Origin of the sequence: Streptomyces sp. NBC_00647, from assembly GCF_045207245.1 — a bacterium.
Taxonomy (GTDB): Bacteria; Actinomycetota; Actinomycetes; order Streptomycetales; family Streptomycetaceae; genus Streptomyces.
This window is the reverse complement of record NZ_CP109040.1, coordinates 6,277,701-6,291,627: the sequence shown is the minus strand read 5'-3', so window position 1 is coordinate 6,291,627 and position 13,927 is coordinate 6,277,701. Positions and strand designations below refer to the sequence as shown.

The following is a 13,927-nucleotide window of genomic DNA, read 5'->3' as shown; positions in this document are numbered from 1 at the left end:
TGCCGGCCGGATCGAGGGGGACATATGAGGTGCCGGGTCGGACGGATCAGGAACGGGGTGCGGGTCCTGTTACTCGTGTCCATGGCGTTGGCCACGCTCGGCGCAGCACGGGCCCCTGCGTCGGCGGGCGCCCGGGGGCTCGGGAAGGGCGACAGCCCGGACATGGCCCTGGTGATCGCCGGTGACACGGGCCGGACGACCACGCTGCACGCCGAGGAGCGGGACTTCGGACGGCTGTGGCGGCTGCTGTCGCCCCGGTACACGGGGACCGAGAGGGTGCCCGAAGCGTGGACACTCGGCCGATTTCCGGAGGTGCGGGTGACCGTGATCTGGGGGCTGACCGGTGTCGGGGGCTGGCCGCAGACCAGTCGGGCGCCCGGCGGCGACGTCGCCGTCGAGCGCCAGGACCAGGTGTTCCTCGCGCCGGACGGTACGCCGTGGGTGCGTTCGGATCCCTCGCCCGACGTGGTGGACGACGACATCCGCTGGCATCGGGCGCCGAGCTCGGTGTTCGGGCAATTGGCGGAGGAGGGGAGGCTGTTCGGTTCCCGGCCCACGGTGGTGGCCGCCGTGGCGGAGCCGGATGCGGTGGAGCGGGCACGGTGGGTGCTGCCCGGACTCGCGGTGGGTCTGGCTCTCGGCGGCGGCGTTCCGTGGTTCGTACGCCGCGCGGCGGCCCGGCGTGAGGACGCGGAGCCGCCGCGGGAGCCACGACAGGAGCTGATCGACTTGTAGGGACCGGACGGCGCAATAGCTCGGGCCGGTCGGACCGGGGCCGGTCCGGCCTCGGTCCGGGCCCCCGGATCGGTCAGCCCCGGTCCGGAGGGTCAGCCGAGGTCGATCTCCGGGTAGAGCGGGAAGCCGGTGAGCAGGTCGGTGGCCCGGTGGGAGATCTCGTCGGAGATCTTCGCGTCCAGGACGTGCTGGGCCTTGGAGGGGGCGCCCTTGGCGGTGGTGCCGGCCTCGGTCGCGGTGAGGACGCGGTCGATCAGACCGGCGATCTCGTCCATCTCGGTCAGGCCGAGGCCACGGGTGGTCAGCGCGGGGGTGCCGATGCGGATGCCGGAGGTGTACCACGCGCCGTTGGGGTCGGCCGGGATGGCGTTGCGGTTGGTGACGATGCCCGAGTCGAGCAGGGCTGACTCGGCCTGGCGGCCGGTCAGACCGTAGGAGGAGGCGACGTCGATGAGGTTGAGGTGGTTGTCGGTACCGCCGGTGACCAGGGTGGCGCCGCGGCGCATCAGGCCCTCGGCGAGGGCGCGGGAGTTGTCGACGACGGCCTGGGCGTAGTCGCGGAACTCGGGGCGGCGGGCCTCGGCGAGCGCGACGGCCTTGGCGGCCATGACGTGGGGAAGGGGCCCACCGAGCACCATCGGGCAGCCGCGGTCGACCTGCTCGGCGAGGGTCTCGTCGCACAGGACCATGCCGCCGCGCGGGCCGCGGAGCGACTTGTGCGTGGTGGTGGTGACGATCTGGGCGTGCGGGACCGGGTCGAAGTCGCCGGTGAGGACCTTGCCCGCGACCAGGCCGGCGAAGTGGGCCATGTCGACCATGAGGGTGGCACCGACCTCGTCGGCGATCTCCCGCATGATGCGGAAGTTCACCAGACGGGGGTAGGCGGAGTAACCGGCGACGATGATCAGCGGCTTGAACTCGCGGGCGGAGATGCGCAGGGCCTCGTAGTCGATGAGGCCGGTGGCGGGGTCGGTGCCGTAGGAGCGCTGGTCGAACATCTTTCCTGAGATGTTCGGGCGGAAGCCGTGGGTGAGGTGGCCGCCCGCGTCCAGGGACATGCCGAGCATGCGCTGGTTGCCGAAGGCCTGGCGCAGTTCGGCCCAGTCGGCCTCGGAGAGGTCGTTGACGTTGCGGACGCCGGCCTTGGCGAGTGCCGGGGCCTCGACGCGGGCGGCGAGAACGGCCCAGAAGGCGACGAGGTTGGCGTCGATCCCGGAGTGCGGCTGGGCGTAGGCGTGCTCGGCGCCGAACAGTTCGCGGGCGTGCTCCGAGGCGAGGGCCTCGACGGTGTCCACGTTGCGGCAGCCGGCGTAGAAGCGGCGGCCGATGGTGCCCTCGGCGTACTTGTCGCTGAACCAGTTGCCCATGGCCAGGAGGGTGGCCGGGGAGGCGTAGTTCTCGGAGGCGATCAGTTTGAGCATGTCGCGCTGGTCGGCGATTTCCTGGCCGATGGCGTCGGCGACGCGGGGCTCCACGGCCCGGATCACGTCGAGGGCGCTGCGGAAGGCGGTGGACTCGGTGGAAAGGGGCTCTGGCATGACGGCCTCCGGACGTGGCGTTCAGCGTTCACGGGTCGGCCCAGGCGCACGGCACTCGGTTGCCACGACTCCTCGCCCGGACACTCCGGGTCCCTCAGGACGGACTGTTTCTCCGTTCCGAGGTCCGGGGTCGCCCCCGGGAAGTCACAGCGTGGGTGCCGCTCCCCGATGGTCGGTCCCATCCCAGCGCGCCAGTCACGGCCCCGCCGGTCAGCCTACCGGGCGCGCCGGATCACCGGGGTCCCCGGTCCACCATGCGAGCGACGATAGGAAAGGGCCACAAGCCCGTCCCCGAGCGGGCGTCACGTGCCCGCGCCCGGGGAGAACGCGCCGTGCGGCGTGCCGGGGAAGACCGCGCCACTCCCCGCGCCGCTCGTCAGAGAACGGAGATCCCGTGACCGCCATGGATGCCAAGGAGACGACGGAGGCACTCATCGCCTCGGCCGACGCGCACAGCGCGCACAACTACCACCCGCTGCCGGTCGTCGTGGCGACGGCGGACGGGGCCTGGATGACGGATGTCGAGGGGCGCCGCTTCCTCGACATGCTGGCCGGATACTCGGCACTGAATTTCGGCCATGGCAACCGGCGGCTGATCGAGGCGGCGAAGGCCCAGATGGATCGGGTGACGTTGACGTCGCGGGCGTTCCATCACGACCGGTTCGCGGACTTCTGCCGGGAGCTGGCGTCGCTGTGCGGCATGGAGATGGTGCTGCCGATGAACACCGGCGCGGAGGCGGTGGAGACGGCGGTGAAGACGGCCCGCAAGTGGGGGTACCGGGTCAAGGGCGTCCCCGCGGAGATGGCGAAGATCGTGGTCGCGGGCAACAACTTCCACGGGCGCACGACGACGGTGATCAGCTTCTCGACGGACCCGGAGGCGCGGGCGGACTTCGGCCCGTACACACCGGGATTCGAGATCGTGCCGTACGGGGACCTGACGGCGCTGCGGGCGGCGGTCACGGAGAACACGGTGGCCGTACTGCTCGAACCGATCCAGGGGGAGGCGGGCGTGCTCGTGCCGCCGGCCGGTTATCTGCCGGCCGTGCGGGAGCTGACGCTGGAGCGCGATGTGCTGTTCGTCGCGGACGAGATCCAGTCGGGGCTGGGGCGGACCGGACGGACGTTCGCGTGCGAGCACGAGGGTGTGGTGCCGGACATGTACGTCCTCGGGAAGGCGCTCGGCGGCGGGGTGGTGCCCGTGTCGGCGGTGGTGTCGAGCGCGGAGGTGCTCGGGGTGTTCCGGCCAGGGGAGCACGGATCGACGTTCGGGGGGAATCCGCTGGCCTGCGCGGTGGCGCTGGAGGTGATCGCGATGCTGAGGTCGGGCGAGTACCAGCGGCGGGCCACCGAGCTGGGTGAGCATCTGCACCATGAGCTGGGCGTGTTGAAGGGCTCGGGTCATGTCACCGCGGTGCGCGGGCGCGGCCTGTGGGCGGGTATCGACATCGCCCCGGAGCGCGGCACGGGCCGGGAGATCTCGGAGAAGCTGATGGACCGGGGTGTCCTCGTCAAGGACACCCACGGCGTCACCGTCCGGATCGCCCCGCCCCTGGTCATCTCCAAGGAGGACCTGGACTGGGGACTCGCCCAGCTGCGGGCCGTGCTGGGGGCGTAGGGACGGGGCCCGTCGCACGGGCCGGGGGCTAGAGGATCACGTGGGGCAGGAAGCGGGCGTACTCGTCCGTGATCGGGCCGGACGACTCCCGGATGCCGAGGCCCGCCGACTCGTCCTCGACGACCCAGGCGCCGAGGACGACACGGTTGCCGTCGAAGGACGGGAGCGGTGCCAGCTCCTGGTAGCAGCAGGCCTCTTCGCGTACGACGGGGGCGGCGCCGGGTTCGTGGATCGTCACACCGGCGCCCTCGCGGCCCAGGAGGGGCTTGGCGACGTACCCGTTCGTCCGGGCCAGCTCGCGGGGGCCGTCGAGGTAGGCGGGGAGGAGGTTCGGGTGGTCCGGGTAGAGCTCCCAGAGGATGGCGAGGAGGGCCTTGTTGGAGAGGAGCATCTTCCAGGCGGGCTCGATCCACAGGGTCGTGCCGGTGCCTCCGCCGTTGTCGAGGGTGTCCAGGACGTGGCCGGCGAAGTCGTCGGAGGTGAGCCACTCCCAGGGGTAGAGCTTGAAGCAGCTGCGGATGAAGCCGAGCCGGTTGTCGACGAAGCGCCCGGAGAGGGGGTCCCAGCCGATCTCCTCCATGGAGATCCAGTCCGTGTCGAGGCCGGCCTGTTCCGCGGTCTCCTTCAGGTAGGCGACCGTCATCAGGTCCTCGCCGAGCTCGTCGGCGGCGGAGTGCGCGAAGTAGAGGGGGCTGCCCGGCGGAAGGAGGGCACCCTGCTTCTTCCAGGCGGCGACGAGGCGTTCGTGCAGGGAGTTCCACTGGTCGGCGCCGGGGAAGCGGTCCTCCATCCAGAACCACTGCGGGCTCGCGGCCTCGACCAGCGAGGTCGGCGTGTCGGCGTTGTACTCGAGGAGTTTCGCCGGGCCCGTGCCGTCGTAGCGCAGGTCGAAACGGCCGTAGACGGACGGGAGTTCGGCGCGCCGGTGCCAGGCCTCGGCGACCGCCGCCGCGACCCGCGGATCGTCGATGCCGAGGTCGGCGAAGCGTCCTCGCTCGACGATGTGGCCGGCCGCCGCGAGGCACATGCCGTGCAGTTCCTCGACGACCTCCTCCAGCGCCTCCACCTCGGCAAGGGAGAAGGCGTAGTAGGCGCTCTCGTCCCAGTAGGGGCGCAGGGAGTCGTCGGGGTGGCGGGTCAGCGGGTAGACGAGTCCCTGCTCCTCGACGGTCTGCTGCCAGCCGGGGCGGGGGGCGATGGTGCGGCGTTCCATGGGTGCGTCGGTTCTCTGTTCGGCGGGTGGGGCGGGCGTGTCGTGCGTGGTTCAACGGGGAACACCTGGCGCCGTGTCGCTTCTCGCACACGGCGGACGTGCCGCGTACACGGCGGGTGTGCCGCGGGCGGGCCCCGTGGGGCGGGGGGCGACACGCCCGCCGGTCAGCCGCCGGAGCCGCCCTTGCCGCCGCCGAAGCCGCCGCGGTGGACGCCGCCGCCCGAACCGCCGGAGCCACTGGACTTGGTGAAGGAGCCGCTGTCGATCCAGCCGCTCTTCTTGTTGCCGCCGTAGTACCAGGCGCCGTGGGACGAGGTGTTGGTGGACTTGCAGTTCTCGTCGGCGACGACCTTGTAGCCCTTGCCGAGGTTGTAGCTGTCGCGGTCGACGCAGCGCTTGTCGGGGTCGGAGGAACAGGCGGTGAGCGCGGCCGCGAGGAGGCCCATACCGCCCAGGACGACCGTGCCCGAGCGCAGTTGGCGTCGTACGTCTGCCATGTCGGTTCCCCCGTTTGTTCTGTGCAGATCATGTTTTGGTTGAAGAGGAACAGATTAGAGATCGCGTACGGCGCGTCAGCGACGACCCCCCGAGAAGCACCGTCCCCTACAGTCACTTCGTGCTCTTTGGAATGATCTGCGCCCTCGGCGCCTCGGTCTGCTTCGGTACGGCGACGGTTCTGCAGGCGATGGCCGCACGGGCGGCGGGCGAAGACGGGACGGGCGGCGGGGCCGGCGGCGCGGCGGCACTGCTGCTGCGGGCGCTGCGGCAGTGGCGCTATCTGGCGGGACTGGGCCTCGACGGCGTCGGGTTCCTGCTGCAGATCATCGCGCTGCGGTCGCTTCCGATCTACGCCGTCGGCGCGGCCCTCGCCGCGAGCCTGGCCGTGACCGCGGTGGTGGCCTCGCGGCTGCTGCATGTGCGGCTGAGCCGGGTCGAGTGGGGCGCGGTGGCGGTGGTGTGCGCCGGGCTCGCGATGCTCGGACTGGCGTCCGGGACGGAGGGGGACCGAACGGGGTCCCTGACGTTGAAGTACGCGGTGCTGGGGACGTCCGTGGCCGTCCTGGTGCTGGGGCTCCTCGGCGGGCGGCTGCCCGACCGGGGGCGGGCGCTCGCGCTGGGACTCGGGGCCGGGTTCGGCTTCGGCGTGGTCGAGGTGGCCGTGCGGCTGATCGAGGACCTCGATCCGGGAACGCTGCTGGCCAATCCGGCGACGTACGCGCTGCTGATCGGTGGCGGGGCGGCGTTCCTGCTGCTCACCACGGCCCTGCAACGGGGTTCGGTGACGACGGCCACCGCCGGGCTGGTCATCGGGGAGACCATCGGGCCCGCGCTGGTGGGGGTGGTGTGGCTGGGCGACCGTACCCGCGAGGGGCTGACCTGGCTGGCGGTTCTCGGTTTCGCGGTGGCCGTGGCGGGGGCCTTGGCCCTGGCGCGGTTCGGCGAGGCGCCGGAGACGTCGGCGGAGGCGTCGGCAGAGCCGGACACGGAGGAAGCGCGGGAGGTGTGAGACGGCCGCGCGGGTGCGCTTCCGGTGGCGAGAGCGACCGGAGCGCATCCCGGGATCAGGAGTCCCGGAGGGGCGGATCGTGCTCGCCGAAAACGCTGCGACGCTACGCCCGGGCCGTCCGTCTCGCCGAGGACTCGGCGGGACTGAAGCCCGGCCGTCCTCCTCACCGAGGACTCGGCGGGACTGAAGCCCGGCCCTCCGCCTCACCGAGGACTCCGCGGGACAGGACACAGGACCCCGCGTCGAGATCGGGTCCCCGTTTCAGGGAAGCGCGCGGCACAGCGCGTCCAGTGCGCCGGACCACGCGTGGTCCGGCGGTGTGCCGTAGCCGACGACGAGGGCGTCCTGGGGCGGGGCGGAGGCGTCCGGGTGGCGGTGGCGGGAGAGGCCGTGGACCGCGAGTCCCTGCCAGACGGCGGCCTGGACGACCGACTGCTCGGTGCCGGGCGGAAGTCTCAGCACGGCGTGCAGCCCCGCCGCGATACCGGTGGCGTGCACGGCGGGGGCACGGACGGCGAGCGCGGCGACGAGTGCGTCCCGGCGGCGCCGGTAGCGCAGCCGGGCGGCGCGCACATGGCGGTCGTAGGCGCCCGAGGTGATGAACTCCGCCAGGGTGAGCTGGTCCAGCGCGCCGGTGGACCAACCGCCCTCCCCCTTCAACGAGACGACCTCGTCCGCGAGGGACGGCGGCAGGACCAGCCAGCCCAGGCGCAGCGCGGGCGCCAGGGACTTGCTCGCGGTGCCCAGATAGACCACGTGCTCGGGGTCCAGGCCCTGCAACGCGCCGACGGGCTGACGGTCGTAGCGGAACTCGCCGTCGTAGTCGTCCTCCAGGACGAGCCCCCCGGTGCGGCGGGCCCAGCCGACGACGGCGGCCCTGCGGTCCGGATGCAGCGGCACGCCCATCGGGAACTGGTGGGCGGGCGTGAGCAGAACGGCTCGTACGCCCGTCAAGCGACTTGTGTCGGTGCCGAGTTCGTCGAACGGCAGGGGGGTCGTGCGCAGGCCCGATCGGTGCAGGAGGTTCCAGTGCACGTCCAGGCCGTACGACTCCACGGCGATGGAACGCAGACCCCGCTGCCGCAGGACCGCGCCGAGCAGCGTCAGGCCGTCCGAGAAGCCGGAGCAGATCACGATGTGGTCCGGGTCGGCGCGTACGCCCCGGGCGCGGGAGAGATAACCCGCGAGGGCGGTGCGCAGTTCGGGGCGGCCGCGTGGATCGCCGTAGCCGAGGGCGTCGTGCGGTGCGGCGGTCAGGGCGCGGCGGGCCGCCTTGAGCCAGGCGGTGCGCGGGAAGGACGCGAGGTCGGGGTGGCCGGGGACGAGGTCGTAGGCCGGACCGCCCTGTTCGCGGCGGCGTGGGGCGGCCTCCCGCGCCGGTCGTACGACGGTCCGCTCGGCGACCCGGGTGCCCGAGCCCTGGCGCGCGGTGAGCCAGCCCTCGGCGACGAGGTCGGCGTAGGCGTCGGCGACCGTGTTGCGGGCGATGCCCAGGTCGGTGGCGAGCGAGCGTGAGGACGGCAGCCGGGTTCCGGGGGCCAGCCGGCCGCTGCGAACCGCCTCGCGCAGTGCCTCCGTCAGCCCCTTGCGGACGCCGGGTCCGGTCGGCTCGACATGAAGGTCGACGCCCAGAGTGGCCCATGTTTTCGCCATGGAAATGGACCATACTCCTGGGCTACTCCCCTCGTAGGGTCGATCTCATGACGACGCAGGACATGACCACGCAGAACACCACGACGACCGACACGACCGCGACCGGCGCGACCGAAGCCGGGACCGCGCGGTACGCGCCCGAGCACGCCCCGCGGCTGGAGTGGGCCAAGCTCGCCCCCGACGTCTACAAGGCGATGGTCAGGCTCGACGCGGCGGCCCGGCGCGGGGTGGACCCCGTGCTCCTGGAGCTCGTGAAGATCCGTGCCTCGCAGCTCAACCACTGCGCGTTCTGCCTCGACATGCACACCAAGGACGCGCTCGCGGCGGGTGAGAGCGTGGAGCGGATCGTGCAGCTCGGCGCCTGGGAGGAGTCGCGGCACTTCTACACGGAGAAGGAGATCGCGGCGATCGAGCTGACCGAGGCCGTCACCGTGCTCACGGAAGGGTTCGTGCCGGACGACGTGTACGAGCGCGCGGCCCGGCAATTCGAGGAGACCGACCTCGCCCAGCTGATCGCCGCGATCACCGTGATCAACGCCTGGAACCGGTTCGGCGTGACCTGCCGCATGGTGCCCGGCCACTACCAGGCGGGCCAGTACAAGTGACGGCCCGGCGCGTCCCGGAGGGGAGTACGCGGTGGTGAGCAAGGCCGAGACGTTCCGGGCGCTGCACCACGGGCGCGTGCCGGGTGATCCGCTGGTGCTGCCCGGGCCCTGGGACGCCGCGAGCGCCCGGGTGCTCGTGGACGCCGGATTCCCCGCGCTCGCCACCCCGAGTGCCGGGGTCGCCGCCTCGCTCGGGTACGCGGACGGGGAGACGCCGGCCGACGAGATGTTCGCCGCCGTCGCGCGGATCGTCCGGGCGGTCGACGTACCGGTGTCGGCGGATGTCGAGGACGGCTACGGGCTGACGCCGGGCGAGCTGGTGGAACGGTTGCTGGAGGCGGGCGCCGTCGGATGCAACCTCGAGGACTCCGCGGGCGGGGTCCTCAAGGACGCGGCCCGGCACGCCGACCGGCTGGCCGAGGTGCGGAGCGCGGCGGCGGACCTGCTCTTCGTCAACGCCCGTGTCGACGTCTTCGTGCACGGGGACGGAGACCCCGATCAGGTCATCGAGCGGGCCGCGCTCTACGTCGCCGCGGGGGCGGACTGCGTGTATCCGATCGGGGCACCGACCGACGTGCTCCCGCTGCTGCGGTCCGGCATCCGCGGGCCGGTGAACGTGTTCGCCGGGCTCGACGGGATGCCGGCCGCCGAATTGGGTGAACTCGGGGCCACGCGGGTCACGTTCGGACCCGGGCTGCAGCGCCGGGCGGCCGAGGCGCTGGGGGACATCGCGGCGAAGCTGAGGTAGGCCGCGGGGCGGGTGCCGCTGTTGCCGGCACCCGCCCCGCCGCCCCGTACGTCGGCCAGGACGGCCAGGACGGCTACGACGGCTACGACGGCTACGACGGCTACGACGGCAGCCACGCCCGCCAGGTCGACGCGTGGCGGTCGACCCACTTCTTCGCCGCCTCCTGAGCCGTCAGCCTGTCGTTGGCGATCATCAAGGAGACCTCGTTCTGGTCCTCGGTGGTCCACTTGAAGTTCTTCAGGAAGGCGGCCGCCCTGCCGCCGGTCTTCGCGAAGTCGGCGTTGAGGTACTTCTGCAGCGGAGTGTGCGGGTAGGCGCAGGCGACCTTCGCCGCGTCGGCGTCACAGCCCTCCTTGTAGGCGGGCAGCTTCACCTCGGTCATGGGGACCTTCTCGAAGAGCCACTGCGGGGAGTACCAGTACGTGAGGAAGGGCTTCTTCTCCTTCGCGAACTGCTTCATCTGCGTGATCTGCGCGGCTTCCGAACCGGCGAACACCACCTGGTAGTCGAGCTTCAGGTTGTTCACCAGGGCCTTGTCGTTGGTGACGTACGACGGGGAGCCGTCGAGGAGCTGGCCCTTGCCGCCGCTCTCGGGCGTACGCATCCGGTCGGCGTACTTGTCGAGGTTCTTCCAGTCCGTGACGTCGGGGTGCTGCTCGGCGAAGTACGTCGGGACGTACCAGCCGATGTGCCCGGTCACTCCCAGGTCGCCGCCGGGCGCGATCGTCTTCTTGTCGTCGACGTAGCGCTTCTCCTGGTCGGGATGGCCCCAGTCCTCCAGGATCGCGTCGACGCGGCCCTGGCTGAGCGCGTCCCAGGCGGGCACCTCGTCGACCTGGACGGTGTCGACGCGGTAGCCCAGCTCGTGTTCGAGCAGGTACTGCGCGACGCCCACGTTGGCCTGGGCGCCGACCCAGGACTGCACGGACAGGGTCACGGTCTTCGCGCCCTGGGCGTTCGCGAAGGGCGAGGCCTGCTTGGTCATGTCGGCGGCGCCGCAGCCGGTGAGCAGCAGCAGGGCCGATGTACCGGCCACGGCCGCGGATGTCGTACGGAGTCGCATGTCAGGCTCCCTTCCTCACGCGGCGTTCGGTCGGCTGGGTCACCCGGTCGAGCATCAGGCCGAGGCAGACGATCGCGGCGCCCGCCACCAGACCGGTGGCCAGGTCGCCCTGGGCGAGGCCGAACACCACGTCGTAGCCGAGCGCGCCACCGCCGACCAGGCCGCCGATGATGACGACGGCGAGGACCAGAACGACTCCCTGGTTGACGGCGAGTTGCAGCGCCGGGCGGGCCAGCGGCAGCTGGACCTGGCGCAGTTGCTGCGCGGGGGTCGCGCCGAGGGAGCGGGCGGCCTCCATGGCCGCCGGGTCGACGGCGCGCAGGCCCTGGGTGGTGATGCGGACGACGGCGGGCAGCGCGTACACCACGGCGGCGGCGACGGCGGGTGCGCGGCCGACGCCGAACAGTGCGACCACCGGGATGAGGTACACGAACTGCGGCATGGTCTGGAACACGTCGAGAACGGGCCTGAGCAGTCGCTCGAACCGCTCGCTGCGCGCGGCCGCGATCCCGACGGCGAAACCGAGCACCAGGGTCACGGCGACCGCCGCGAGCACCTGGGAGAGCGTGTCGAGGGACGGCTTCCACACGCCCAGCACGCCGATCGTGGCCATCGCGAGAACGGCGGTGAGCGCGGTGCGCCAGGTGCCGATCAGCCAGGCCAGGGCGGCGACGATCAGCAGTACCGACCACCAGGGCAGCCACTGCAGGCCGCCCCGGACGGGGTCCAGGACCCAGGTGGTGAAGTGGCCCGCCCAGTCGGCGGTGCCGCCGATGTAGGGGACGCCCGAGTACAGGTGGTCGGTCATCCAGTCGACGGCGTTGTTCACCGGTCCGGCGATGTCGACGGCCCACGCGTCGGGCCAGTCCAGCCGGCCGACGAGACGTCCGGCGACCGCGACAGCCACCGCGGCGGCCGCCCCGTACAGCCAGGGGGTGCTCGTACGGGCCTCGCCGAGGCGTTCGCCCGCCGCGCCAGTGACGCGGTCGAGGACGACGGCGAGGAGCACGATCGGGATGCCCGCGGAGAGGGCGGCGCCCACGTCGACGGAGGCGAGGGCCTGGTACACGCGGTCGCCGAGACCGCCGGCGCCGATGACGGAGGCGATGACGGCCATGGACAGCGCCATCATGATCGTCTGGTTGAGGCCGAGGAGGAGTTCCTTGCGGGCCAGCGGGAGGCGGGCGGTGAGCAGGCGCTGGCGGGCCGTGGCGCCGAGGGAGGCGACCGCCTCCATCACGCCTTCGTCCGCGTCACGCAGCCCGAGCGCGGTGAGGCGGGCCATCGGCGGGGCGGCGTAGACGACGGTGGCGAGCACGGCCGCCGGGACGCCGATGCCGAAGACCAGCACGACCGGCAGCAGGTACGCGAAGGCCGGGAGCACCTGCATGGTGTCGAGGACGGGGCGCAACGCGCGGTGGGTGCGGTCGGAGAGCCCGGCGGCGAGGCCGAGCAGGGCGCCGAGGACGACGGAGGCGAGAACGGCGACCACCATGACCGCGAGGGTCTGCATGGTGGGCACCCACATGCCGAGCAGTCCGCAGGCGAGGAACGCGGCGCCGGTGCCGAGGGCGAGACGCACGCCTGCCGCGCGCCAGGCCACGAGGGCGGCCACGGCGGTCACTCCGGCCCAGCCTGCCGCGAGCAGCAGCAGATAGACGCCGCGCACGGAGAGGACGACGGCGTTGCTGACGTAGCCGAAGAAGTACAGGAACAGCGGATGGCTGTCGCGGTTGTCGATGATCCAGTCGCTGGCTCTGCCGAGCGGTTCGGTCAGATCGACGGTGAGGGCGTGCGGCCAACTGCCGCTGGACCAGCGGGCGTCGGCGAGCGGCACGAGCACCGCGGCGACGACGGCGAGCAGCAGGAGCTTGCCGACGGCGGGGTGCCGGAGGCGGGCGGGCAGGACGGCACGGGGAACGGATGCGGTGACTGCGGCCATCACACCGCCTCCTTCCGCTGGTCCGCCCCGGCGCGTGGGTCCGCGCCGCCCCGTGCGTCCGAGCCGGTCCGTGCGTCCGAGCCGGTCCGTACGTCCTGGCCGGCGGTCAGGTCCGATCCGGCGACGACGGCGAGCAGCCGCTCGTGGTCGACGACGCCGAGACAGTGGCCGTCCCGGACCACGCAGGCGGCCCGCCCGCTGCCGGAGACGGTCTTGATGGCGTCGGCGACCACGGTGTCGGGGGCGAGCGCGCCGGGGTGGCCCGGTCCTCCGCAGTCCCCGGCCCGCATGGCCGTGCGCACGGTCATGACCTGCTCACGGGGCACGTCGCGGACGAACTCGCGGACGTAGTCGTCGGCCGGGGAGCCGACGATCTCCTCGGGGGTGCCGAGCTGGACGATCCGGCCGTCGCGCATCAGGGCGATACGGTCACCGAGGCGCAGTGCCTCGGTCAGGTCGTGGGTGATGAAGACCATCGTGCGGCCCTCCTCGCGGTGCAGCCGCACGACCTCCTCCTGCATGTCGCGCCGGATCATCGGGTCGAGCGCGCTGAACGGCTCGTCGAAGAGCAGGACCTCGGGGTCGACGGCGAGCGCGCGGGCCAGCCCGACCCGCTGCTGCTGACCGCCGGACAGCTGTCCGGGCCTGCGCTGCTCCATGCCCTCCAGGCCGACCTTGGCGACGACCTCGGCGGCCTTCGCCCGGCGTTCCTCACGCGAGACGCCCTGGATCTCCAGGCCGTAGGCGACGTTGTCGAGCACCGAGCGGTGCGGCAGCAGACCGAAGTGCTGGAAGACCATGGCGGCGCGGTGGCGGCGCAGTTCGCGCAGCCGGACCTTGTCCATCGCGATGACGTCCTCGCCGTCGATCGCGAGCCGGCCCGAGGTGGGCTCGATCAGCCGGGTGAGACAGCGCACCAGCGTGGACTTGCCGGAGCCGGACAGGCCCATGACGACGAAGACCTCGCCCTTGCGCACGTCGAAGCTGACGTCGCGGACGGCGGCGGTGCAGCCGGTGGCGGCACGGAGTTCGGCGGCGTCGAGCCCGGCGAGTTCCGGGTCGCCGGGGACCCGGTCGGCCTTCGGACCGAAGACCTTCCACAGGTTGCGCACGGAGAAGACAGGCTCGGTCTCCATGCCGGACTCGGTTCCGCTGCCGGACTCGGTCTCCATGCCTGACTCTTTTCCGTTGCCGGGCGCCATGGTTGTCGTACCGGCGGCAGTACGGGCGCCGGTCACCGTGCCGTCGGGCGTGGCGGCCGTCGTGCCGTCGGGCGTGGCGGAGGTGTCGTTCCCGTCGGTGGTC

Annotated in this window: 12 protein-coding genes; 5 read left to right on the top strand and 7 right to left on the bottom strand. The window is 72.2% G+C overall.

The window, feature by feature from the left end; translation table 11 throughout:
* Nucleotides 1-81: 81 nt before the first annotated feature.
* Nucleotides 82-735: a hypothetical protein gene (locus OG788_RS27725; RefSeq protein WP_406374156.1), complete on the top strand. Its 654-nt coding sequence runs from the start codon at nt 82-84 to the stop codon at nt 733-735.
* A gap of 92 nt (nt 736-827) precedes the next feature.
* Here OG788_RS27725 and OG788_RS27720 read toward each other — a convergent pair whose 3' ends face one another.
* Nucleotides 828-2,273, bottom strand: a complete 1,446-nt coding sequence (locus tag OG788_RS27720; protein ID WP_406374154.1) for a glycine hydroxymethyltransferase — start codon at nt 2,271-2,273, stop codon at nt 828-830.
* Nucleotides 2,274-2,676: 403 nt separating this feature from the next.
* Between OG788_RS27720 and rocD the strand changes: the two genes are divergently transcribed.
* Nucleotides 2,677-3,891, top strand: coding sequence for an ornithine--oxo-acid transaminase (gene rocD, locus OG788_RS27715; protein ID WP_406376862.1), 1,215 nt, complete (start codon nt 2,677-2,679; stop codon nt 3,889-3,891).
* A 28-nt stretch (nt 3,892-3,919) separates the two neighbouring features.
* Here rocD and OG788_RS27710 read toward each other — a convergent pair whose 3' ends face one another.
* Nucleotides 3,920-5,104: a glutathionylspermidine synthase family protein gene (locus OG788_RS27710; protein WP_351553011.1), complete on the bottom strand. Its 1,185-nt coding sequence runs from the start codon at nt 5,102-5,104 to the stop codon at nt 3,920-3,922.
* Nucleotides 5,105-5,268: 164 nt separating this feature from the next.
* Nucleotides 5,269-5,601 carry a hypothetical protein gene (locus OG788_RS27705; RefSeq protein ID WP_406374152.1) on the bottom strand — a complete coding sequence of 111 codons (333 nt, stop codon included), beginning with the start codon at nt 5,599-5,601 and terminating at the stop codon, nt 5,269-5,271.
* A 131-nt stretch (nt 5,602-5,732) separates the two neighbouring features.
* Between OG788_RS27705 and OG788_RS27700 the strand changes: the two genes are divergently transcribed.
* Nucleotides 5,733-6,611, top strand: coding sequence for a hypothetical protein (locus tag OG788_RS27700; RefSeq protein ID WP_351553067.1), 879 nt, complete (start codon nt 5,733-5,735; stop codon nt 6,609-6,611).
* Nucleotides 6,612-6,872: 261 nt separating this feature from the next.
* Here OG788_RS27700 and OG788_RS27695 read toward each other — a convergent pair whose 3' ends face one another.
* Nucleotides 6,873-8,264 carry a PLP-dependent aminotransferase family protein gene (locus OG788_RS27695; RefSeq protein WP_406374150.1) on the bottom strand — a complete coding sequence of 464 codons (1,392 nt, stop codon included), beginning with the start codon at nt 8,262-8,264 and terminating at the stop codon, nt 6,873-6,875.
* Nucleotides 8,265-8,326: 62 nt separating this feature from the next.
* Here OG788_RS27695 and OG788_RS27690 point away from each other — a divergent pair, with 62 nt between their 5' ends.
* Nucleotides 8,327-8,869: a carboxymuconolactone decarboxylase family protein gene (locus OG788_RS27690; RefSeq protein ID WP_406376860.1), complete on the top strand. Its 543-nt coding sequence runs from the start codon at nt 8,327-8,329 to the stop codon at nt 8,867-8,869.
* Between the two features lie 34 nt (nt 8,870-8,903).
* Nucleotides 8,904-9,617 (top strand): isocitrate lyase/phosphoenolpyruvate mutase family protein, encoded by a 714-nt coding sequence (locus tag OG788_RS27685; RefSeq protein ID WP_406374148.1) that lies wholly within the window; start codon nt 8,904-8,906, stop codon nt 9,615-9,617.
* Nucleotides 9,618-9,717: 100 nt separating this feature from the next.
* On the opposite strand, the gene OG788_RS27680 is transcribed toward OG788_RS27685, so the two are convergent.
* The 3 genes from OG788_RS27680 to OG788_RS27670 are packed head-to-tail and all read right to left on the bottom strand — an operon-like array spanning nt 9,718 to nt 13,794.
* Nucleotides 9,718-10,680, bottom strand: coding sequence for an ABC transporter substrate-binding protein (locus tag OG788_RS27680; protein WP_406374146.1), 963 nt, complete (start codon nt 10,678-10,680; stop codon nt 9,718-9,720).
* Between the two features lies 1 nt (nt 10,681).
* On the bottom strand, nt 10,682-12,622 hold the full coding sequence (locus OG788_RS27675) for an ABC transporter permease (protein WP_406374144.1): 1,941 nt from the start codon (nt 12,620-12,622) through the stop codon (nt 10,682-10,684).
* Nucleotides 12,622-13,794, bottom strand: a complete 1,173-nt coding sequence (locus OG788_RS27670; RefSeq protein WP_406376859.1) for a glycine betaine/L-proline ABC transporter ATP-binding protein — start codon at nt 13,792-13,794, stop codon at nt 12,622-12,624. Before OG788_RS27670 ends, OG788_RS27675 begins: the two co-directional genes overlap by 1 nt.
* Nucleotides 13,795-13,927 lie beyond the last annotated feature (133 nt).

Coding starts and splice junctions, on each gene's coding strand:
- OG788_RS27680 (WP_406374146.1), bottom strand. CDS start 10,680: ATGCGACTCCGTACGACATCCGCGGCCGTGGCCGGTACATCGGCCCTG.
- OG788_RS27670 (WP_406376859.1), bottom strand. CDS start 13,794: ATGGAGACCGAGTCCGGCAGCGGAACCGAGTCCGGCATGGAGACCGAG.
- OG788_RS27675 (WP_406374144.1), bottom strand. CDS start 12,622: ATGGCCGCAGTCACCGCATCCGTTCCCCGTGCCGTCCTGCCCGCCCGC.
- rocD (WP_406376862.1), top strand. CDS start 2,677: ATGGATGCCAAGGAGACGACGGAGGCACTCATCGCCTCGGCCGACGCG.
- OG788_RS27690 (WP_406376860.1), top strand. CDS start 8,327: ATGACCACGCAGAACACCACGACGACCGACACGACCGCGACCGGCGCG.
- OG788_RS27725 (WP_406374156.1), top strand. CDS start 82: ATGGCGTTGGCCACGCTCGGCGCAGCACGGGCCCCTGCGTCGGCGGGC.
- OG788_RS27720 (WP_406374154.1), bottom strand. CDS start 2,273: ATGCCAGAGCCCCTTTCCACCGAGTCCACCGCCTTCCGCAGCGCCCTC.
- OG788_RS27695 (WP_406374150.1), bottom strand. CDS start 8,264: ATGGCGAAAACATGGGCCACTCTGGGCGTCGACCTTCATGTCGAGCCG.
- OG788_RS27705 (WP_406374152.1), bottom strand. CDS start 5,601: ATGGCAGACGTACGACGCCAACTGCGCTCGGGCACGGTCGTCCTGGGC.
- OG788_RS27700 (WP_351553067.1), top strand. CDS start 5,733: ATGATCTGCGCCCTCGGCGCCTCGGTCTGCTTCGGTACGGCGACGGTT.
- OG788_RS27710 (WP_351553011.1), bottom strand. CDS start 5,104: ATGGAACGCCGCACCATCGCCCCCCGCCCCGGCTGGCAGCAGACCGTC.